Source organism: Paenarthrobacter aromaticivorans (genome assembly GCF_019038615.1).
GTDB lineage: Bacteria > Actinomycetota > Actinomycetes > Actinomycetales > Micrococcaceae > Arthrobacter > Arthrobacter aromaticivorans.
Window position 1 is genome coordinate 72073 of sequence record NZ_JAHOPC010000003.1, and the last position, 21199, is coordinate 93271.

At 61.9% G+C, this 21199-nt stretch carries 14 protein-coding genes and 1 tRNA gene; 7 read left to right on the forward strand and 8 right to left on the reverse strand.

What is annotated here, in order from left to right:
• The first annotated feature begins 59 nt into the window (after positions 1 to 59).
• The 4 genes from KSW38_RS07010 (at position 60) to KSW38_RS07025 (ending at position 5335) form a co-directional block, all read left to right on the forward strand.
• The gene (locus KSW38_RS07010; protein ID WP_216923884.1) at positions 60 to 1244 is read left to right on the forward strand and encodes a sensor histidine kinase; all 1185 of its coding nucleotides are present in this window, start codon (positions 60 to 62) and stop codon (positions 1242 to 1244) included.
• Positions 1245 to 1247: 3 nt separating this feature from the next.
• Complete coding sequence (locus KSW38_RS07015) at positions 1248 to 1961, forward strand: response regulator (protein ID WP_216923885.1); 714 nt, start codon at positions 1248 to 1250, stop codon at positions 1959 to 1961.
• 110 nt (positions 1962 to 2071) lie between these two features.
• A complete protein-coding gene (locus tag KSW38_RS07020) occupies positions 2072 to 2866 on the forward strand; it encodes an ABC transporter ATP-binding protein (RefSeq protein WP_216923886.1) in 795 nt (264 codons plus the stop codon).
• Positions 2867 to 2869: 3 nt separating this feature from the next.
• Entirely contained in the window at positions 2870 to 5335 is a 2466-nt protein-coding gene (locus tag KSW38_RS07025) for an ABC transporter permease (RefSeq protein ID WP_216923887.1), read from the forward strand.
• Positions 5336 to 5450: 115 nt separating this feature from the next.
• On the opposite strand, the gene metG is transcribed toward KSW38_RS07025, so the two are convergent.
• The 8 genes from metG to ilvD form a co-directional block, all read right to left on the reverse strand.
• On the reverse strand, positions 5451 to 7010 hold the full coding sequence (metG, locus tag KSW38_RS07030; protein WP_216923888.1) for a methionine--tRNA ligase: 1560 nt from the start codon (positions 7008 to 7010) through the stop codon (positions 5451 to 5453).
• A 103-nt stretch (positions 7011 to 7113) separates the two neighbouring features.
• On the reverse strand, positions 7114 to 7869 hold the full coding sequence (locus KSW38_RS07035; protein ID WP_216923889.1) for an ABC transporter ATP-binding protein: 756 nt from the start codon (positions 7867 to 7869) through the stop codon (positions 7114 to 7116).
• A complete protein-coding gene (locus tag KSW38_RS07040) occupies positions 7866 to 10676 on the reverse strand; it encodes an FtsX-like permease family protein (RefSeq protein ID WP_216923890.1) in 2811 nt (936 codons plus the stop codon). The genes KSW38_RS07035 and KSW38_RS07040 overlap by 4 nt, the downstream gene beginning before the upstream one ends.
• Before the next feature lie 210 nt (positions 10677 to 10886).
• Positions 10887 to 12482, reverse strand: a complete 1596-nt coding sequence (gene serA / locus KSW38_RS07045) for a phosphoglycerate dehydrogenase (protein WP_216923891.1) — start codon at positions 12480 to 12482, stop codon at positions 10887 to 10889.
• A gap of 267 nt (positions 12483 to 12749) precedes the next feature.
• Positions 12750 to 13775: a ketol-acid reductoisomerase gene (gene ilvC, locus KSW38_RS07050; RefSeq protein ID WP_216923892.1), complete on the reverse strand. Its 1026-nt coding sequence runs from the start codon at positions 13773 to 13775 to the stop codon at positions 12750 to 12752.
• A 101-nt stretch (positions 13776 to 13876) separates the two neighbouring features.
• Positions 13877 to 14389, reverse strand: a complete 513-nt coding sequence (gene ilvN, locus KSW38_RS07055) for an acetolactate synthase small subunit (protein WP_216923893.1) — start codon at positions 14387 to 14389, stop codon at positions 13877 to 13879.
• 2 nt (positions 14390 to 14391) lie between these two features.
• The gene (locus KSW38_RS07060) at positions 14392 to 16296 is read right to left on the reverse strand and encodes an acetolactate synthase large subunit (protein ID WP_216923894.1); all 1905 of its coding nucleotides are present in this window, start codon (positions 16294 to 16296) and stop codon (positions 14392 to 14394) included.
• Positions 16297 to 16588: 292 nt separating this feature from the next.
• Positions 16589 to 18310, reverse strand: coding sequence for a dihydroxy-acid dehydratase (ilvD, locus tag KSW38_RS07065; RefSeq protein ID WP_216923895.1), 1722 nt, complete (start codon positions 18308 to 18310; stop codon positions 16589 to 16591).
• A 229-nt stretch (positions 18311 to 18539) separates the two neighbouring features.
• Between ilvD and KSW38_RS07070 the strand changes: the two genes are divergently transcribed.
• From KSW38_RS07070 to KSW38_RS07080, 3 genes are all read left to right on the forward strand, one after another.
• A complete protein-coding gene (locus KSW38_RS07070; protein ID WP_254186191.1) occupies positions 18540 to 19577 on the forward strand; it encodes a sunset domain-containing protein in 1038 nt (345 codons plus the stop codon).
• A 113-nt stretch (positions 19578 to 19690) separates the two neighbouring features.
• Positions 19691 to 20881: a PQQ-dependent sugar dehydrogenase gene (locus KSW38_RS07075; protein WP_216923896.1), complete on the forward strand. Its 1191-nt coding sequence runs from the start codon at positions 19691 to 19693 to the stop codon at positions 20879 to 20881.
• A gap of 118 nt (positions 20882 to 20999) precedes the next feature.
• Positions 21000 to 21075 (forward strand) — tRNA-Lys (locus tag KSW38_RS07080).
• The last annotated feature ends 124 nt before the right edge of the window (positions 21076 to 21199 follow it).

Genomic DNA, 21199 nt, shown 5'->3' on the forward strand with positions numbered 1-21199 from the left:
GCGCGAAATCAGACCAGGGCATGATGCCTGCGACCAAACCGAACACATAGAGTCGTACCGTGGACAGAAGGCACGCTTTATACGAATGGTTCCGGATCAACCGCTTCAAGGTAGATCTGGCGGCCACAGGCTTGCTCGTCCTGTTGTTCGGACCTGTCTATCTGGTGGCCGACCGCCCTTTGCTCTTCCTCATCTCCTGCGGCCTCCTGTTGCCGCTGGCTTGGCGACGCACGCGCCCCGTGGTTGCGGCCGCCGTCGTGGTTTTGGTGTGCCTGATCCAGTGGGCGATCGGCGCCGAACCGGTGGCCAGCCAAATAGCCGTGCCCCTGGTCATCTATGCAACGGCCGCTTATGGACCGGCCTGGGCGAGCCGGACGGTCCTGCTCCTTGGTTTGCTGGGCGGTGTCATGCTCACCACGCGTGAATACTCAAGCTCCGCCGAGTCAGGCATCATGGGCCTCACCATCGGGGCCCTGTACACGGTCCTTATCTGGATGCTGGTGCTGGTCAGTTGGACACTCGGCGATCTCACCCGCGTGCGGCGGCTCCAGCTCCAGGCCCTTGAGGACCGGACCCGCCGCCTTGAAATCGAACAACTGCAGGAGCGCCAACTGGCCGCTGCTGATGAGCGCTCCCATATCGCGAGGGAAATGCACGACATCGTGGCGCACTCGCTCTCCGTGATCATTACCCAGGCCGACGGCGCCCGTTACGCCGCCACCGCTAAGCCGGAACTGGCCACCGAAGCATTGGCCACCATCGCAGCCACAGGCCGGGATTCCCTCGGCGAAATGCGCAGGCTGCTAGGGGTCCTGCGTTCGGACGAGGACGCGCCGACAAGGCCGCAACCGAGGCTCTCCGATCTCGATGAGCTGCTGCTGGGATTCCGTGCTGCCAGGCTGAATATCTCCTTCGAACAGCTTGGCATGCCTCGGCGGGCTCTTCCGACCGGGGCCGAACTCACTGCCTACCGGATCATCCAGGAAGCGCTCACCAACGTCATGAAGCACGCGGGACCCCACGCCCGAGCGAGTGTGACGCTCACGTGGCAGGGTCGCGGTTTAGAGCTGAACGTCGTCGACGACGGTCGGGGCGCCGCGGCTGATCCGCCCACAGGAGGAGGGGGAAACGGCCTCCGCGGCATGGCCGAGCGCATCTCGCTCTACGATGGTTCCCTGACCGCAGGCCCCTTACAGGGCGGCGGTTTCCGTGTGTCCGCTTTCATCCCTTATTCGGAGGCCTAAACCATGCCTGAACTCCCCTCACCCATACGGGTGGCGCTCGTCGATGACCAGCAATTGGTTCGCTCGGGGTTCGGCATGCTGATCAATTCCCAACCTGATCTCCAGGTGGTGGCAGAGGCAGGCAACGGCATCGAGGCAGTGCAGGCACTTAGTGCCACCACGGCGGATGTGGTCCTGATGGATGTACGCATGCCGGGTATGGACGGAATCGAAGCCACGAGACGCATTCTAGAACAGGCAGCCACCCAGCCCTCGGGCTCCCAGCGGGCAGAGGTCAAAATCGTAGTCCTGACCACCTTCGACCTCGACGAATACGCTTTGGCTGCGATACAGGCTGGGGCCAGTGGGTTTCTCCTCAAGGACGCCCCGCCGGAGGAGCTGTTGGAGGCTGTCCGCACCGTCTACCGCGGTGACGCCGTCATCGCACCATCCACTACACGCAGGCTCCTGGATCACGTTGCTCCCCTGCTCAGGACACAAACGCCCGAGCAGAGCCGGCACGCTGCCGCCGTCGAACGCCTGACCGCCCGTGAACGCGAGGTTTTCCAGCTGATCGCCCAGGGCCAGTCGAACCCGGAAATAGCCGCCGGGCTGTTTCTGTCGGAGGCCACGGTGAAGACCCACGTGGGCCACATTCTGGCCAAGCTAGGAGCCCGGGACCGCGTGCAGGTGGTGGTCATCGCCTATGAGACAGGCGTGGTTGCGCCAGGAAGCTAGCTGCGCCCCATCACGTGATCGCGGCCTCAGACCACGGTATGAGCTGACCTTGCCCGGAATGGGTCCGTGGCCGGATCCAGCGGCGCATCCCCGGCACATAGCGTGAAACCATGACAACTTTCACGCCTCTCCCCCACCCAACAGGCAACGGCCTCCCCGCTAAATCCGATGCAGCCAGGACACGCACCGCGGTTGAAGCTTTCGCACTGACAAAGGGCTATGGACGCGGCGATACACGAGTCATGGCCCTGAACGAGGTATCGGTGGGCTTCGAGGCAGGCAAATTCACCGCAATCATGGGACCTTCCGGATCGGGCAAATCCACGCTCATGCATTGCCTCGCGGGCCTCGATACGGCGGACTCCGGACGGATCGTCCTCGGCGGCACAGAGCTCACCGGACTCAACGACCGCCAACTCACCGCCCTTCGACGCGAGCGCATTGGCTTCGTGTTCCAGGCCTTCAATCTTGTGCCCACCCTGACAGCGGAACAGAACATCACGCTGCCGCTCGCTTTGGCGGGAACAACCGCCGACGCCGGGTGGCTGGATACCGTAGTCAGCACCCTGGGGTTGAAAGACCGGTTGAAGCACCGACCACACGAGTTGTCCGGCGGACAGCAGCAGCGTGTCGCCGTAGCCCGGGCGCTACTGACGCGTCCCGACGTCGTGTTTGGCGACGAGCCGACCGGCAACCTGGACTCCAAAGCCGGCGGCGAAGTGCTTGCGCTCCTGCGTCGCAGCAGCCAGGAGATGGGCCAGACCATCATCATGGTGACCCATGACCCCGTCGCCGCAAGCTATGCCGACCGCGTGGTGCTGATGAGCGACGGCGGTCTGGTGGGCGAGATCCAGAAGCCCACAGCGGAATCTGTTTTGACGGCGCTCGGCAAGCTGGGGGCTTAAGGCATGCTGCGTGTAGCTCTCTCCCAATTGACGACCCACTTCCGACGATTCGTCGCAATCGGGCTCGCCGTGATGCTGTCCGTTATGTTCCTCTCAGCCACGCTTATGGTGGGCGCGAGCACCAATGCTTCACTTGGCGCCAGTATCGGCGAGGCCTACCGCAACGCGGACCTTATTGCTACATCCAAAAACGGTGAGGCCTTCAGCCAGGCAGCAGTGGATGCCGCGACGTCCGCGCCCGCCGTCAAGGACCATTACGCCGAACGCTCCACGTATGTGACGTTCGTGGCCGGTGGCGGTGAGCAGCAGGGCCGGCTCCGTAATACGGCACCATCACCCCTGGAGGGTGCGGTCTTGTCCTCCGGTTCCATGCCGTCGCAGCCCTTCGAAGCCGTGATCGACGTCAAGACAGCAGAGCATCTGGGACTCACCGTTGGAAGTACGCTCGAGCTGCACGGTGCAGGACCCGTCAAGAACGCCAAGGTAAAAGTTGCCGGCCTGATTCAGGCAACGAATGATCCTTTCTCATCCTCGGCGGCCCAGCTTGTCGCATCAGAGTCTGTCCTGAACGCGGTGCAGGACGCCGGAGCAGGATATTCGGGACTGCAATTCATTCTCCAACCCGGCGAAGACGTCTCCGCAGCGAAGGAGTATATCGCGCACCGCATGGAAGCGGCAGGCGCCGAAGCTCCCACCCTGGAAACCGCGCAGGAGAAGGTCACATCTACGGTCGCCATGCTGAGCGCCGGTCAGGACCAACTCACAGTGGTACTGCTCGCCTTTGCCGGCGTCGCTATCCTCGTCTCCATTCTGGTGGTGGCCAATACGTTCTCCGTGCTGGTGGCCCAGCGAACAAGGGAACTGGCGCTTCTTCGGTGCCTCGGCGCAGGACGGTCCCAAATCCGCGGATCCGTCATGCTGGAGGCCCTGGTGGTCGGATTCATTTCCGCCGTGCTGGGCGTGATTGCCGCAACCGCCCTCATGTACGTACTCATCGCCTGGGCGAAGACACAGCCTGAGCAGGCTTTTGCCACCCTGGCCGTACCGCCGTCGGCAATCATCGCCGGCCTTGTGGCCGGAACGCTGCTGACAGTCATTGCAGCCCTCGTACCCGCCAAAGCCGCTACCGCGGTCGCTCCTCTGGCTGCCCTAAGGCCTGCCGATGACGCTGCCGTTGGCAACCGGCGCGGCAAGGTCCGCCTGGCTCTGGGCCTGGTGGCGCTCCTCGGCGGGGCATCATTGCTGATTTTCGGAAGCACTACCGTCTCGCTGCTGATTGCGTTGTTCGGCGGAGCCCTCTCCTTTGTGGGGATCCTGTTGTGCTCAACCCTGTTCATTCCGACGGTAGTGGCCCTGGCTGGACGCGTGGCTGCACCTGTGGGTGTTCCCGGAAAGCTGGCTGCGGTTAACGCCACGCGCAATCCTGCCCGTACGTCGGCTGCTGCCGCTGCCTTGTTGATCGGCGTCACTCTGGTGTCGCTGATGATGACCGGCGCAGCCACGTCCCGGCAGGCCTTCAACGACACCCTTGCTGAGAATTATCCCGTGGACCTGGCAGCAATGACCGCGACTGGTGCCATCGGCTCCGGCGACGCCGCTGTTTCCCGTATCAAGGCAATCGACGGCGTCAGCACCGCAGTCCTGCTCCCGGCTGTCGGTACCCTTGCCGAGGCCACGCCTGATGGCGGGAATACCATCTATGGAATCTCCGCGGCCGATGCCTCGTCCGTGCTGAGGGATAGTGCTTTGCGGCCGAACCCCGGTACCGTCTACCTGCCCGAGGACTCCAAAGGCGGAGCCGCAACGATCTCGACGGCGGCCGGTCCCGTGTCGCTGGATGCCAAGGTCCTCCGCACCCGTCACATCCCACCTTTCGTTGAGATCTCCAGCCTCCCGTCCAGTGCGTTGCCGGAAACGCCCTCTATGGCGTGGGTGAAACTGGACGACTCCGTATCTGCTGACCGTGTCCAGGCCATTCAAAAGGAAGTGGCCGCGGCATTGGGCGTGCAGGAACGCACTGTTAGCGGCGCTGCAATCGAGCGCGTGACCTTTAACAGCATCATTGACGTCCTATTGCTGGTGGTCACAGGATTGCTGGGGGTGGCAGTGGTGATTGCCCTGATCGGTGTGGCGAACACGTTGTCCCTCTCCGTCCTTGAACGAACCCGGGAGAACTCCTTGCTGAGGGCACTGGGCCTGACGAAGGGTCAACTCCGGGGAATGCTCGCGATCGAGGCCGTACTCATAGCTGGTGTGGCCGCAGTCCTCGGTGCGGGCATGGGCATCGTCTACGGTTGGCTGGGCGCCCAGGCCGCTCTTGGCGGTGTGGCTGATGTTGTTCCGGCGGTTCCGTGGCTGCAGCTCGCAACGGTGTTCGGCGTCGCTGTGGTGGCCGGTTTGCTGGCCTCCGTGATACCTGCCCATCGTGCAGCGCGGCTGTCCCCTGTTGAGGGTCTGGCTACGGCCTAATCCTCTCCCACATCAAACGGGCCATATGAGAAATGCTCTCTCACTTCCTTCCCTTGAACGGGAGGATGTGAGAGAGCATTTCAGCTTTACGGCTGTTATGTGCGAGAGCGAATACTTACGCTTCCACGGGTTCCTCGTAGCGCGGGAAGATCGGCGTCGGGGCCGGAAGTTCAGTGCCCGGAACGATCGGCGTGGCGATGGCGGCGAACTGCCGGGCCTCGCCTTCGGGCTGTCCGAGCACTTCAAGGAGCTTGGCAGACGAGGAAGGCATGACCGGCTGGGCAAGGATCGCCACAATGCGGACAACTTCCAAGGTGACGTACAGCACCGTATTCATACGTTCGACGTCGGTCTTCCGCAGCACCCACGGGGCCTGCTCGGCGAAGTAGGCGTTGGTGTCGCCCAGCACTGTCCAGATAGCCTCCAGGGCGCGGCTGAACTCCTGCTTGTCAAAGGCGCCTCGGGCGGTAGCCAGCAATTCTCCGGCCTTCGCGAGCAATGCGTTGTCCTCAGCCGTGAACTCGCCGGGGACAGGAACCTTGCCTTCACAGTTCTTAGCGACCATGGACAACGAACGCTGGGCAAGGTTGCCGAAGTTGTTGGCCAGGTCCGAATTCATGCGGCCCACGATTGCCTCATGGTTGTAACTGCCATCGGCGCCAAACGGGACTTCCCGGAGGAAGAAGAAGCGGCACTGGTCCAGCCCGTACTGCGCCACGAAGTCCTGCGGGGCGACAACATTGCCCAGGGATTTGGACATCTTCACGCCGTTGTTGGTCAGGAACCCGTGGATCATGACGCGCTTGGGCAATTCCAGGCCTGCGCTCATGAGGAAGGCCGGCCAGTAGATTGCGTGGAAGCGGGAAATGTCCTTGCCGATGACATGGACATCGGCCGGCCAGAACTTCTTGAAGGACTCGGACTCGACATCCGGGTACCCGGCACCGGTGAGGTAATTCGTCAAGGCATCCACCCACACGTACATGACGTGCTTCTCATCGCCCGGAACAGGGACACCCCAGTCAAAGGTGGTGCGGCTGATGGAGAGATCCTCAAGCCCACGCTTCACAAAGCTGATGACCTCGTTGAACCGGGACTGCGGCGCACCAAACTCAGGCTGGGCCTCGTAAAGGGCCAGGAGCTTCTCCTGGTAGGCGGACAAGCGGAAGAAGTAGCTTTCCTCGGCAGTCCAAGTGACGAGCGTGTCCGTCTCCTTGGAATAACGGAGACCATCTTCCTTGACGATGGTGTCGTCTTCGACGTAATACGCTTCGTCGCGGACCGAGTACCAGCCCTCGTACTTTGACAAGTAGATGTCGCCGTTCGCTTCCATCTTTTTCCAGATGGCTTGCGACGCCGCGTAGTGGTCCGGGTCCGTGGTGCGGATGAAACGGTCATGGGAGATTCCCAGGTCCTGGCTCATCTGCTTGAACGCCGCAGAGTTACGATCCGCGAGCTGCTTGGCCGTAATGCCTTCCTTCTCAGCCGACTGCTGCATCTTGAGCCCGTGCTCGTCCGTGCCGGTCATGAAGAACACTTCATGACCGTCCAAGCGCTTGAACCGCGCCATGGCATCAGTCGCGATGACCTCGTAGGCGTGTCCGATGTGCGGCACGCCGTTGGGGTAGCTGATAGCGGTGGTGATGTAGAACGGGGATTTCTCTGCAGACGTCACTCTAAGAAGTTACCTTTTTTTCGAATGGAATGACTGGACCGGCCGCAAATGACGGCCGGTCCAGTCTGTGCCGGACATCCCGGCGAAGGAGCAGTCTTGCGGACTAGTTCAGTTCGGTCAGCGTATCGCTGAGGCGCACCAGTTCGTGGTCGTGCGAAGCGACGAGTACAGCAATGCCATCGCTGGTTGTGTCCTTCAAAATGCCGATGATGCGGTTGGCTGCAGCGCGGTCCAGGCTGGCAGTGGGCTCATCCACCACCAGTACGCGTGTGCCCAGGATCAGGGCCCTGGCGATAGCCACACGCTGGCGCTCACCGCCGGAAAGCTGTGCGGGACGGTGCCGCATGCGGCGTCCGAGGCCCACCAGGTCCAGAAGGTCCTTGGCCATCTCCGTGCGCTGTTCCACTTCTCCATCCGGCACGGCGGGCAGCAGCACGTTCTCGAGGGCGCTCATGCCGTCGATCAAGGCGCCGCCCTGATCGACGTAGCCGATCAAGGCACGACGCCGGTCAGCGATCTCGTCGTCGCCCATAGAGGCCAGGGAGTGTCCCTCCCAGAACACAGTGCCCGACGTCGGCAGGGTCAGCCCGGCGCTGACGGTCAGGATACTGGTCTTGCCCGAGCCGCTTCGGCCGGCGATGCAGTGCATCTCGCCTGCGTGCAGGGTGAGGTTGAAGTCGTCCACGACGTCGACTTCCTCGGCGCCGCCCTTGTCTCCGCCGTAGTGGATGGTGACGCGGCTGAGCTCCAAGGGTGTCGCGTGGTCCGAGGCCCGGACGATGGTGTTGGCGCGTGTCTGCAGCGACTCGTCCGTGGATTCCGGGGTCGCCGTCAGCTCGGGGTTGAGGTTGTCAGTCATTTGACTACTTTCGTTGCAATCGGAATCCAGCAAATTACGGCCAGCAGCCCGGCCAGTCCGGCCCAGAGTGCTGCGTACGGAGCAAGGAGCAGCCCCAGTCCAAGGGCACCAAGGACGCCCAAGGGAAGCGCCACAGTGCCAACAAGTGCATTTTCAAAGAAGCGGACCTGGCCCAGCATGTCCGGGTTCCAGCCCATGGCACGCAAAGTGCCCAGATACTCGCGCTTGGCGTGGAGCTCGAACCGTCCGGTCACGAGTGTGAGCAGCAGACCCACAACCACGCCAAACACAGCGAGGATCACGCTTGGCAAAGCAATGCTCGCGGCGGCCAGCCCACTCAAGGCACTTGCTCCTGCTGCCCGGGGGATGTCGATCAACAATGCGATCAAGGCCCCCACTGCGGCACCGAAGACGCCTACGGCCACGGCCAGCGAGACAGAGTTGAACCGGTTGGTAGTGAGCTGCCTGTTGGCGAACGTCAAGGGCGAATCAACAGTGACGAGGCGCTCATCATGCTGGGGTTCCTGGTCTACCACCACGCGATGACGCAGCTGCTGGGCAGCCAGCAAGGCAGCGCCACTGTAGATGATGAGCATGGTCACTGAGACGATCACAGTGGCAAGGTTCCAACTGAGCAGGCTCAAAATGATCCCTGCAGCGGCCAAGGCAGCCGCACCCACGGCGAACTCTTCGAGCACCCAGGACCTGACGCGCTTCTGGGTCCAGCCCATTGCCCTCAGGATGCCTGCTTCGCTCCGGCGCTGCCGGATGTAGCTGACGGTTGAGGCACCAGTCAGGAGCGTGGCGCCAAGGAGCGTCAGGAAGAGGAGGGTGATGTTTGTGCCTGTCAGCGAACCCGAAACGGCGTCAGCCGCGTCCTGCCGAACCCACGACTGCTGGACCGTGCCCAGCGGAGATTCCTTGCCGGCGTCGTCCTTGCTGTACCCGGGAACGAAGATATTGGCGTCTTCGCGGGCGGAACCGGCCACGACGGTCGCTTCCAGGCCCAGTTCACGGATCTGGGCGGCAAGCTTTTCGACGTCCGGTTGGGCCTGCTTCCACGTTCCAGTGGCGTTGGCGCGGACGCGGATGGCGTCGATGACGTTGGCGTTGGTGTCATAGCCACGGGCTGCGGCCAGGCCGTAATAGTCAGTGATGGCGCCGGCCGACTGGCTGACCAGACCTGTTGCGCTCAGTGATGGCTTCAGGACAGTGCCATTGGCGTCCTTGCCCTCGGCATCCTTGCTCAGTGTCAAGGGAGCCGGGTCATAGCCGCCCAAGGGGAGCTTGTTGACGTCACCGGCTGCAGCCTGAACGTCTGCCGGGTTAAAGGTGCCGTACACCATCGGCATGGGAGTCGCGGGCTTTTTTCCGGTTTCAAGATCTTCCCGGTAGGAGCGCTCATCCACAGGCTTGCGCTGGGTCTGGTCCACGGCTGCGCCGAAGGACGACTTTTCCGGAAGGCGGTTGACTGTGACCCAGTCCCCCGGCGTCGCTGTCTTGTCCGAAGCACCGTTGGCGGCTTCGTCGCCCTCCTTGTACTTCGGGGCTGCAGCAAAAGCAGTACTCCAGGTTGCCGGGTTGTAAAGCCCCTGGCTGAAGGAGGCAGTACTGCCAAGGAGCTGGCTGTGGTCAGTTGAACCCGGCCATTCAAGGGCAAACGGTGCCTTGGAAACGAACGGCAGGTAGTCCTTGTCCAGGGAGCGCGTTACAGTACCGACATCCTTGACTACTTTGCCGTTGTTGTCGATTTCCTCGATCTTGACCGAGTACTTCAAATCCAGGGACGTTCCCGAGCGAACAATCAGCGGAATCGCCTGGGAATCATCGGTCAGCAAGCCGTCGCGCTTTGCCTGCTGGTACTGCGTCATCAAGGGAGCCCAGTACTTCAGCTTCACACCGAGGAAGTCAGGACCTTCCTCAAGCTGGTCCATGCTGAGGCCGCTGGTGAAGAGACTTTCGAAATGCCGGCCAATGGCGCCTGCATTGCGGGCGTCCGCTGGCGGAGCCTTCTCCAAGGGTGCAAGGAAATCACCTGCGGAGCCCAACAGCGCCCTCTCTGAGGCAGGATCGACGGCGACGACGGACTCAGTCACCTCCGGCGCCAGTGGAAGCGCCACCGAAAGATTGAAGAGGTTGTGTTCGGAGCCGAGTGCTGGAGCGGGGAACTTAATCCCGGTCTCGCCGTCCGGCCCTGCAATCCGGACATTCGAACCACCGGCAGCCTGTTCCTGGATCAGGCGGCCCTTACCCAGGGTCCCTTCGGCGCTCGTCTTGAAAAGGGTTTGCTGGTTGACGCCATCGGAGCTTGTGGCGGAGGCTGTCAGCCGATACTTCTTGGGCGTGTCGGACAAAACGGATTCAGCTGCGGGCCACTTGCTGGCGTCCATGGCCGAGGGGTCCCCTGCCGTTATGCCACCGGCAAGGCCGGAGTTGTAGCCCAAGTAGTCCATGGCATTCAGGCGCGGAGCCTCGAGGTTCTGCGAAACCCGCGAAACGAGGCTGATGGGAGCAGCGACGGCCGTCTGGCCCATGGTGCGGATTTTATCCAACTGCTCAAAGCTGATGCCGCCCTGCCCATTGGCGATTTCCGGCTGGATCAGCGCACCGCCGTCCCCGTCCTGTGAGGGGTCCGGCTTTGCCTGGACCAGGATGTCGTAGAGTCCCCGCGAGTTCTCATCCACGGTCCTGTTCAGAGCGGCCTGTGACTGGCTCTGGACTAGGACGGACAAGCACATCGCGACGATCAAAATGGCCGCGGTCAGCAGCAGCACACGGCTTCTGATGAACCTTTGGACGGCGTTCATTGGGCTCCCTGAGACCTTGATTGCGGGCGCGCACACATGCTCCGTGAATCCTTGAAAAACACAAAGGAATCCGGGCTCTATGTGCAAAAAGTAGTGGCCGGCCTGCTGCCGGGTCCGAATCCCGGACCAAGCCATTGTAAGCAGACCGACCACCGTTGCGTGTCAGTGGTGTGTCCCCGGCACGCGAACTTGGCTGATGAGGAGCAAGTCCTAGTCCTCCAGGTCCACCTCGCGGACCATGTCGGCGCCAATGCCCGCCTTGATGGCTTCCAGTACCTGCTGCGGAACAGAACTGTCAATGGTCAAGAGCGCAAGCACTTGACCACCCTCGGTCTGGCGTGCAACCTGCATGCCGCCGATATTGATGTTGTTCATGCCCAGGATGTGGCCGATGGTGCCAATGACACCGGGACGGTCAGCGTAGGCCACAACCACCAAGTGTTCACTGATGGGGATTTCCACGTCATAGCCGTTGACGCCAACGAGCTTCTCCACTTGCTTGGGTCCCGTCAGGGTACCGGCAACGGAGATCTGGGAACCGTCGCTGAGCGCACCACGGATCGTGAGGACGTTGCGGTAATCCTCGGCGTCCGGGGTGGTGATCAGGCGGGTATTAATTCCGCGCTGTTCTGCGATGACAGGCGCGTTGACGTAAGAGACCTGCTCCGTGACGACATCGGCGAAGACGCCCTTCAAGGCAGCGAGCTCGAGCACCTTGACGTCCAGTGCGGCAATTTCGCCGGCAACCTCGACGTCGATCTGGGTCAGCGAGGCGTGGGTCAGCGCCGTGAAGATCCGGCCGAGCTTTTCGATCAGCGGGATGCCGGGACGGATGTCCGGAGCGATTACACCGCCTGCGACGTTCACAGCATCCGGCACGAGCTCTCCGGCGAGGGCAAGGCGTACGGACTTGGCCACCGAGACACCGGCCTTTTCCTGGGCCTCGTCCGTGGATGCGCCGAGGTGCGGGGTGACCACCACGTTGTCCAGTTCGAAGAACGGCAGATCCGTGCTGGGTTCCTTGACGAAGACATCCACGCCTGCTCCGGCGATCTGGCCTTCCTTCAGGGCGATGTAGAGGGCTTCCTCATCTACCAGGCCGCCCCGGGCCACGTTGATGACGTAGGCCGTTTCCTTCATCTTGCGGAAGGCGTCGGCGCCAAGCATGCCCACGGTCTCCGGCGTCTTTGGCATGTGGATGGTGATGAAGTCGGAGTTTTCCAGGAGTTCATCCAGGGTGACCAGCTTGACCCCGAGCTGTGCGGCACGAGCGGCCGTGATGTAGGGGTCGTACGCCAGGATCTCGGTTTCGAACCCCTGAAGGCGGGCTGCGACAAGGGCGCCGATACGGCCCAGGCCGATGATGCCGATCTTCTTCTCGAAGAGTTCAATGCCGGTGTACTTGGAACGCTTCCACTCACCGTTCTTCAGCGCGGAGCTCGCCTGGGGAATGTGGCGTGCAAGGCTCAGGATGTGGCCCACCGTCAACTCGGCTGCTGACACGATGTTGGACGTCGGTGCGTTGACGACCATGACACCGGCCTGCGTCGCGGACTTGATGTCCACGTTGTCCAGTCCCACGCCGGCCCGGGCGATGACCTTAAGGTTCTTCGCAGCGGCAATGGCTTCGGCATCAACCTGGGTAGCCGAACGAACCAGGATTGCGTCGACGTCGGCGATGGCGGACAGCAGCTGGGAACGGTCGGCGCCGTCGGTTTGGCGGATTTCAAAGTCCGGACCCAATGCCTCGACGGTGGCGGGTGAAAGTTCCTCAGCGAGGAGGACGACGGGTTTGGTGGCTGACACGGGGTGGCACCTTACTTTGGACAACTTTGGGACAGTACTGGACAAGGAGCGGATGCGGGGGCCCCGGACACGACGCCGGGACCAGCCCAGAATATCGAACCTGGACAAGGATTCCGGTGCCGGTGAACGATGTTACGGCCCGGTTGAGATTGTTGTGAAGAAATTCACAGGCCGCCGTGTTGGGAGGAACGGCTGCGGAACGGCGACGCCCGCCCGGCATTGTTTGCCGGACGGGCGTCGGTTTCAGGCTTTAGGCACTGGGAAAGATCAGCGGGCTGCCGAGCCTTCGACGTAGTCCTCGTCCTGCTGCTGCCAGGAGAACAGGGAGCGCAGCTCGCGGCCAACCTCTTCGATCGGGTGCTGCTCTGCCTTGGCACGCAGTTCCTTGAACTCGACGGCGCCGTTGTCCTGGTCGTCGATGAAGCGCTTGGCGAATGCCCCGCTCTGGATGTCCGCGAGGACAGCCTTCATGTTTTCCTTCACCTCGGGAGTGATGACGCGGGGACCGGAAACGTAGTCACCGTACTCCGCGGTGTCGGAGACGCTCCAGCGCTGCTTGGCGATGCCACCTTCCCACATGAGGTCAACGATGAGCTTGAGCTCGTGAAGGACCTCGAAGTAGGCGATCTGCGGTTGGTAGCCGGCTTCGGTGAGGGTTTCGAAGCCGTACTGGACCAGCTGGGAAACGCCACCGCAGAGGACGGACTGCTCGCCGAAGAGGTCCGTTTCGGTCTCTTCGGTGAAGGTGGTCTTGATGACACCGGCACGCGTGCCACCGATTGCCTTGGCGTAGGACTTGGCAAGGTCCCAAGCGGAACCGGAAGCGTCCTGCTCAACAGCGATGATGTCCGGGATGCCTCGGCCGGCTTCGAACTCGCGGCGCACGGTGTGACCCGGAGCCTTCGGAGCGATCAGGATGACGTCGACGCCGGCAGGGGCCTGGATGTAGCCGAAACGGATGTTGAAGCCGTGGGCGAAGGCCAGGGCCTTGCCTTCGGTCAGCTTGTCCTTGATGGAGTCGTTGAAGATCGCGCGCTGGTGCTGGTCCGGCGCAAGGATCATGATGACGTCAGCCCATTCGGCGGCGTCGGCAACGTTCTTGACCGTGAAGCCGGCGTCCTCGGCCTTGGCGGCGGACTTCGACCCTTCCTTAAGGGCGATGACAACCTCGACGCCGGAATCGCGCAGGTTCAGTGCGTGGGCGTGGCCCTGGGAACCGTAGCCGACAATGGCGACCTTGCGACCCTGGATGATCGACAGGTCTGCGTCGTCGTCGTAGAACATTTCAGTCACTTGCGTAACTCCTCTTGAGTGGTTTCTGGATATTGATGTGGTGCTGCGGTACTGGACGCAACGCTCGGCATGGCATGCTATCGCGGGCCTTTGCCTGTTTCTTACGCGGAGCGTAGCGCCCTGTCACTCATGGAGCGGGATCCCCGTCCAACGGCCAGGGTGCCGGACTGCACGATTTCACGGATGCCGAACGGCTCAAGCACTGAGAGCAGTGCTGCGAGCTTCTCGGGGGTACCGGTTGCCTCGATCACCAACGAGTCTGTAGACACGTCGACGACGGCGGCACGGAACAGGTCTGCAGCTTGGGTTACCTGCAGGCGTGTCGCGGCATCCGCACGTACCTTGACCAGGATGTGGTCTCGCTGTACGGAAGATTCGGAAGTCAGCTCAACGATCTTGATGACGTTAATCAGTTTGTTGAGCTGCTTGGTGACCTGCTCGATGAGGTCGCCGTCGGCATCGACGACAACCGTCATGCGGGACATGCCGGGAACCTCGGTGGGTCCCACAGCCAGTGAATTGATGTTGAATGCGCGCCGGGCGAAGAGGCTGGCTACGCGGGTCAGCACGCCGGGCTTGTCTTCGACCAGAACGGACAGTGTGTGGCGGCTCATGCCTAGTCCTCCTCTTCCCATTCCGGGGTCATGTTGCGGGCAACCTGGATCTGGTCATTGCTGACGCCTGCGGGCACCATCGGCCACACCATCGAGTTGGGGCTGACAACGAAGTCGATCACCACAGGGCGATCGTTGATTTCGAGTGCCTTCTGGATGGTGGCATCGATGTCTTCGTCCCGCTCACAACGCAGTGCGGCACAACCGTAGGCATCCGCCAGCTTGACGAAGTCCGGAATGCGGACGGTGTCGTGGCCGGTGTTCAGATCCGTGTTCGAGTAACGGCCTTCGTAGAACAGTGTCTGCCATTGGCGGACCATGCCCAGCGAGGAGTTGTTGATGATGGCGACCTTGATCGGGATGTTGTTGATGGCGCAGGTGGCCAATTCCTGATTGGTCATCTGGAAGCAGCCGTCACCGTCAATGGCCCAGACCACGCGATCCGGTTCGCCAACCTTGGCACCCATTGCTGCCGGAACCGAGTATCCCATGGTTCCAGCTCCACCGGAGTTCAGCCAGGCGTGGGGGCGCTCGTACTTGATGAACTGTGCAGCCCACATCTGGTGCTGGCCAACGCCGGCCACGTAGATACCTTCCGGACCTGTGAGCTCGCCGATGCGCTGGATCACGCGCTGCGGTGCCGTCAGTCCGTCCTCGGGCTCAGTCCAACCCAAGGGGTACGTGTCGCGCAGGTTCCCCAGGAACGCCCACCATGCGTCCAGGTCCGGCGCACCGCTCTGCTCGAACTGCGTCTTCACGGCCTCGGTCAGTTCCGGAATGATTTCCTTCACCGAACCGACAATCGGGACATCGGCAGTCCGGTTCTTGGAGATTTCCGCGGGATCAATGTCTGCGTGGATGACCTTGGCGAAAGGAGCGAACGTCTTCAACACACCAGTGACTCGGTCATCGAACCGGGCACCGAGGGTGATGAGGAGGTCAGCCTGCTGCAGGGCCGTAACCGCAGATACGGAACCGTGCATGCCGGGCATTCCAACATGGAGGGGATGCGAGTCCGGGAAGGCGCCGCGGGCCATCAGCGTAGTAACTACCGGCGCTCCTGTTGCCATTGCCAATTCCATGAGTTCGGCAGAGGCGTGGCCCTTGACCACACCGCCGCCCACATAGAGAACTGGCTTGCTGGAAGCGGCGATCAACTTGGCTGCTTCACGCACCTGCTTGCTGTGGCCACGCACCACAGGCCGGTAACCCGGCAGGTCAACCTTCGGAGGCCAGGAGAAAGTCATCTGGCCAACCTGGGCGTCCTTGGCAATGTCCACGAGGACGGGGCCGGGACGGCCGGTGGAAGCAAGATGGAAGGCTTCGGCCATCACATGCGGGATGTCGTTGGGGTCGGTCACCAGGAAGGAATGCTTGGTGATGGGCATCGTGATACCCACGATGTCCGCTTCCTGGAAAGCGTCCGTACCAATGACACCGCTGGCGACCTGGCCGGTAATGGCCACCATCGGCACGGAGTCCATGTGGGCGTCCATGATGGCGGTAACGAGGTTGGTGGCACCGGGTCCCGAGGTGGCGATGCAAACGCCAACCCGTCCGGTAACCATGGCGTAGCCTTGCGCGGCGTGGCCGGCTCCCTGTTCGTGACGGACCAGGATGTGATTCATGCTGGAGGCCATCAAGGGGTCGTAGGTGGGCAGGATCGCGCCACCGGGCAAACCGAAAATATCGTCCACGCCGAGTTCTTCGAGCGAACGGACAATTGCTTGCGAGCCGGTCATCACCGTTGGGGGTACAACGTTGTTCGGCCCAAGTACAGGAGAGAGAGGTGCAGCAGTGTCGACGACGACGGCTTCAGCCGTTCGGTCGACCTTTTCCGGAGCCTTTGGGGCTCCAGCGGACTTTGCAGCCATCAGCGAGGGGCTGATCGGCGATCCTTTGCTCATCGGACTCTTCCTTTGTGGATCTTCAGTTGATGGGTCTTGCTTCGGGGAATAAAAAAACCCCTCAGCCTTTCGGCTTTTCGAGGGGTTGCGCGTGACAGTTCGTTACCAGTCGGGCTAAGCCACGCGCTTGATAAGTACGACGACGCCGACGGTAACGAATGAGATCATGCGTTCAGTGTTCCCTCTAAGTGAGATACGTGTCAATTGACCACAAGCGTATCTCACCATATGGACAGCCGTGTCCGCCTGCCGGACTCCCCCGGCCCGAGGCAGACGGAGTCCGGACGAGGCATCAACCGCAGTAAGCGCCCGTCGAGGCGCTGTGGACCAACTTTGCGTACTTTGCCAGGACACCCTTCGTGAACTTCGCCGGCAGGGGCTCCCAGCCAACCTTGCGGGCTTCAAGCTCAGCTTCGTCCACCAGGAGATCGAATGAACGTGCCGCGATGTCCACACGAATGCGGTCGCCGTCCTGGACGAAGGCGATGGGTCCGCCGTCGACCGCTTCAGGCGCAACGTGGCCGATGCACAGACCGGTGGTACCGCCCGAGAAGCGGCCGTCGGTCAACAGAAGCACGTCCTTGCCCAGGCCAGCTCCCTTGATGGCGCCGGTGATGGCGAGCATTTCGCGCATACCAGGGCCACCCTTAGGTCCTTCATAGCGAATGACTACGACATCGCCCTTGTGGATCTCACCATTGTCCAGTGCGTTCAGGGCCCCTTGCTCGCGCTCGAAGACACGGGCTGTGCCCTCAAAGACGTCGGCGTCGAAGCCTGCGCTCTTTACCACAGCCCCTTCCGGAGCCATGGTGCCGTGGAGGATGGTGATTCCACCGGTCTTGTGGATGGGGTTGTCCAATGCCCGAAGGATCTTGCCGTCAAGGTCCGGCGGGTTGATGGAGGCGAGGTTCTCGGCAAGCGTCTTGCCTGTAACGGTGAGGCAGTCACCGTGCAGCAGCCCGGCGTCGAGAAGCGCTTTCATGATGACCGGCACGCCGCCGATCTTGTCCACATCAGTCATGACGTAGCGACCGAAGGGCTTCAGGTCGCCGAGGTGCGGGATTTTGTCGCCAATGCGGTTGAAGTCATCCAGTGTCAGTTCAACGTCGGCTTCGCGGGCAATGGCGAGCAAGTGCAGAACCGCGTTGGTGGATCCGCCGAACGCCATGGTGACCGCGATGGCATTTTCGAACGCCTTCTTGGTCATGATGTCGCGCGCAGTAATCCCTAGGCGAAGCAGGTTCACCACGGCTTCGCCGGACTTGCGTGCAAAGTCATCGCGACGGCGGTCGGCCGAGGGCGGCGCAGCCGAACCCGGGAGTGACATGCCCAGGGCCTCGCCAATGCAGGCCATTGTGTTGGCCGTGTACATACCGCCGCAGGCGCCTTCGCCCGGGCAGATTGCCTTTTCGATACGGTCAAGGTCTTCGCGGCTCATCTTGCCGGCAGCGCAGGCGCCAACGGCCTCGAAGGCATCAATGAGCGTGACTTCCTTCTCCGAGCCGTCCTCGAGCTTGACCCACCCGGGCATGATTGACCCGGCATAGAGGAAGACGGAGGCGAGGTCCAGCCGGGCAGCAGCCATGAGCATGCCGGGAAGGGACTTGTCACAACCAGCCAGGAGAACCGAGCCATCGATGCGCTCGGCTTGCATTACGGTTTCGACGGAATCGGCGATGACCTCACGGGAAACGAGCGAGAAGTGCATGCCCTCGTGACCCATGGAAATACCGTCCGAGACGGAGATGGTGCCGAACTGCATAGGGAATCCGCCACCGGCGTGGACGCCTTCCTTGGCGCCCTGCGCAAGACGGTTGAGGGAAAGGTTGCAGGGGGTAATTTCATTCCACGAACTGGCCACACCAATTTGCGGTTTGGCGAAGTCGTCATCCCCCATGCCCACTGCACGGAACATGCCACGCGCGGGCGCGGCGTGAATTCCGTCGGTTACGACCCTGCTGCGGGGCTTGATGTCCGGTTTGGTATCTGTCGCAATTTGGGTGGCATCGCTCATGGTCCAAAGTCTATGTGTCCAAGGAAGCGGCCCACGACGTAATCGACCCGGATTAAGCACCAAGAGAAGAATATTTCCTCGGCGCCGGCGGAAAACCCGCCATTTCGACGAAGTCGCCAACTGCATCACAACCGGGATTGGAAGGCCCCTAAACGCTGGACACCCCAATTGCGGCCACGTAACGTCGGAAATACCACTAACTGCACCCTGTGAGCAGAAGGGCCTCACCATGGACTGGTTGATTTGGGTCATTGTTATTGTGCTGATCGTCGCGATTGTTTGGTGGCTCCTGAGCCGCAACAACGCCAGGAATTCCTCAACTGCATCATCGGGCGCTGCACCTGGCACCGGGGCTCCCGGACGGCCGGGCACTGCCGCGCCAGCTGCCATGGAACCCAGCGACACGATGTCGATGCCCGATACCGCCGCGGCGGTGGCTGGGGTAGCGGGCCTGGCTGGCGTCACGAATATGGGGAAGGCAGCGGCTGAGGGCAGCGGCCCCGTCGAATCGAGTATGGAATCGCGAGTCGAAACCGAAGCTGGACCGCCGGTGGACGAACCTGTCGTGGAAATGCCCGAGGTCGACGAACCAGTGGTCGATGAACCAGTGGTGGACACGGATGCGGTGGACACGGAGGCACAGGTCACTGCCGGGGATGTGGATGACTGGGAGGCTACCGGAACGACGGCATCTCCACCCAGGGCGGCCGAGCCAGCAGTAGCGGCGCCAGTGGTTTCCGAGGCCGCAGTGGCGGAGCCCGTAGTTTCCGAACCAGCGGTTTCCGAACCAACGGTTTCCGAATCCACTGAGGGAGTGACCGCGGATGATGTAACGCGCGCCGATGACGCGCCCACGGCGGACGAGTCAGCTGCCAACGCCGCAGACGCCAACGCCGCAGATAAGGCTGAGTGGGAATCCTCGTGGACGGATGCAAGCGGCAGTGCGGTCCACCACCACGAATACACCGATCAACACTCGGCCACGCTGGCGGGAGCGGAAACCGCAGCTGCTGAAACGGAGGACGACGATTCAGCTGCACCCACGGGCCATCTCGCCGCCGAGCATCCTTATGGGGTTGGCTCAGCAGGAGCCGCAGCAGACGGCAGTAGCCCCGAGGGCTACCCAGTGAAGGCCGACGCTTCGACCATGACCTACCACGATGAAGATACCGCCGGCTACGCCGAAGCTACCGCGGATGTGTGGTTTGAGTCGGCCGCGCATGCGGAAGCGGCCGGGTTCCGCCCTCCTCCGCGGAACAGGCACTGACCGGAAGAGGTACATTACGGGACAGGTACGGAACCGAAATCGCATTGACCGGAAGCGGCATTGCCCCGCAGAAAAACTGACTCACTTCCGAGGATCGTTCGCAGGAGAGCGATATGGGCAGATTTGCAGTAAAGGCCGACGGCCCACCCGCCACCCCTTTCTGCTGGTTAGTGCCCACCCGGGCTGCGGTCCTCTTTCTTGCGGCTTTTCTGCTGGCAGCTTGCACGGGTAGTCCGTCGTCGCCCGGTTCCGCGGCCACCCCGGGCGGCTCCCTCAGCTCCAGCATCCCCGTGTCGCCAGGCGCCGGCACCACCTCGGGGTCGGTACCGCCTGCCGTTCCACAAAAACTGGAGATACAGCAAAAGCTCGACGCCGGCTTGCAGCTTCCGTGGTCCGTCGTCTTCCTGCCGGACGGCACAGCCATCGTGTCAGAACGCGATTCGGCCCAGGTCAAAAGCATCCGTGACGGCCGGACAACCACCATCGGGGAGGTTACCGGCGTCGTGCCTGGTGGTGAAGGTGGGCTTCTGGGCCTTGCCCTGTCTCCTGGCTTCGCCAGTGACCACTGGCTTTACGCCTACTTCACCTCGGCCACCGACAACCGGATCGCCAGAATGCGCTTGTCGGAAGAGCCAAGAGGCACTTTGAGGCTTGGCAGCCCTGAAGTGGTCTTTTCCGGCATATCAAAAGCTTCGACCCATAACGGCGGCCGTATCCGCTTTGGCCCTGACGGATTCCTGTATGTGGGCACCGGCGATTCGCAGCGCCGGGAACAGCCGCAGGATACACACGCCTTGGGCGGAAAGATCCTGCGGCTGACTCCTGAGGGACGCGCCGCTCCGGGCAACCCGTTCGGTGATAACCCTGTCTATAGCTATGGACACCGGAATGTTCAGGGCTTGGCGTGGGACAGCGAAGGAAGGTTGTGGGCCAGCGAGTTTGGTCCGGACGTGGACGACGAACTGAACCTGATTACCCCTGGCGGGAACTATGGTTGGCCCACAGTGACGGGAGCCCCGGGCCGCAGCGGGTTCATTGATGCCAAGGTTGTTTGGCCTTCAACCTCTGACGCGTCGCCCAGCGGATTGGAAATTGTCGACGGCGTGGCTTACACGGGCGCCCTTCGCGGCGAACGGCTTTGGGTCGTCCCGCTTAACGGCGAGAATGCGGGTTCGCCTGCGGCTTACTTCACAGGTGAGTATGGTCGACTAAGGGACGTCGCCAAGGCTCCCGACAGGACGCTGTGGGTCCTCAGCAACAACAGAAACCCTGATTTTGCGCTGATTTTGAGACCCTCATCGTGAATCAAGATCCCTTGGTACCGCCGATTTCCCTCATCCGCCGAAGTCGTGTAGAGTTACATGTCGTTGCGGAGATCGCCGAGGGAACAAAAGCCCCCGGGTTTGGTCGAATTCAACAGCTGCACCTCTAGCTCAACTGGCAGAGCAATTGACTCTTAATCAATGGGTTCCGGGTTCGAGTCCCGGGGGGTGCACCAAGGGAAGGCCTTGGAGTGATATTCACTCCAAGGCCTTTTTTCATTACTTCATTGCGCCCGGACACTACTCATCGTGGAATGCATCACGCCGGGATGATGCTGGTTAGCGGCGGTCAAAATGTGG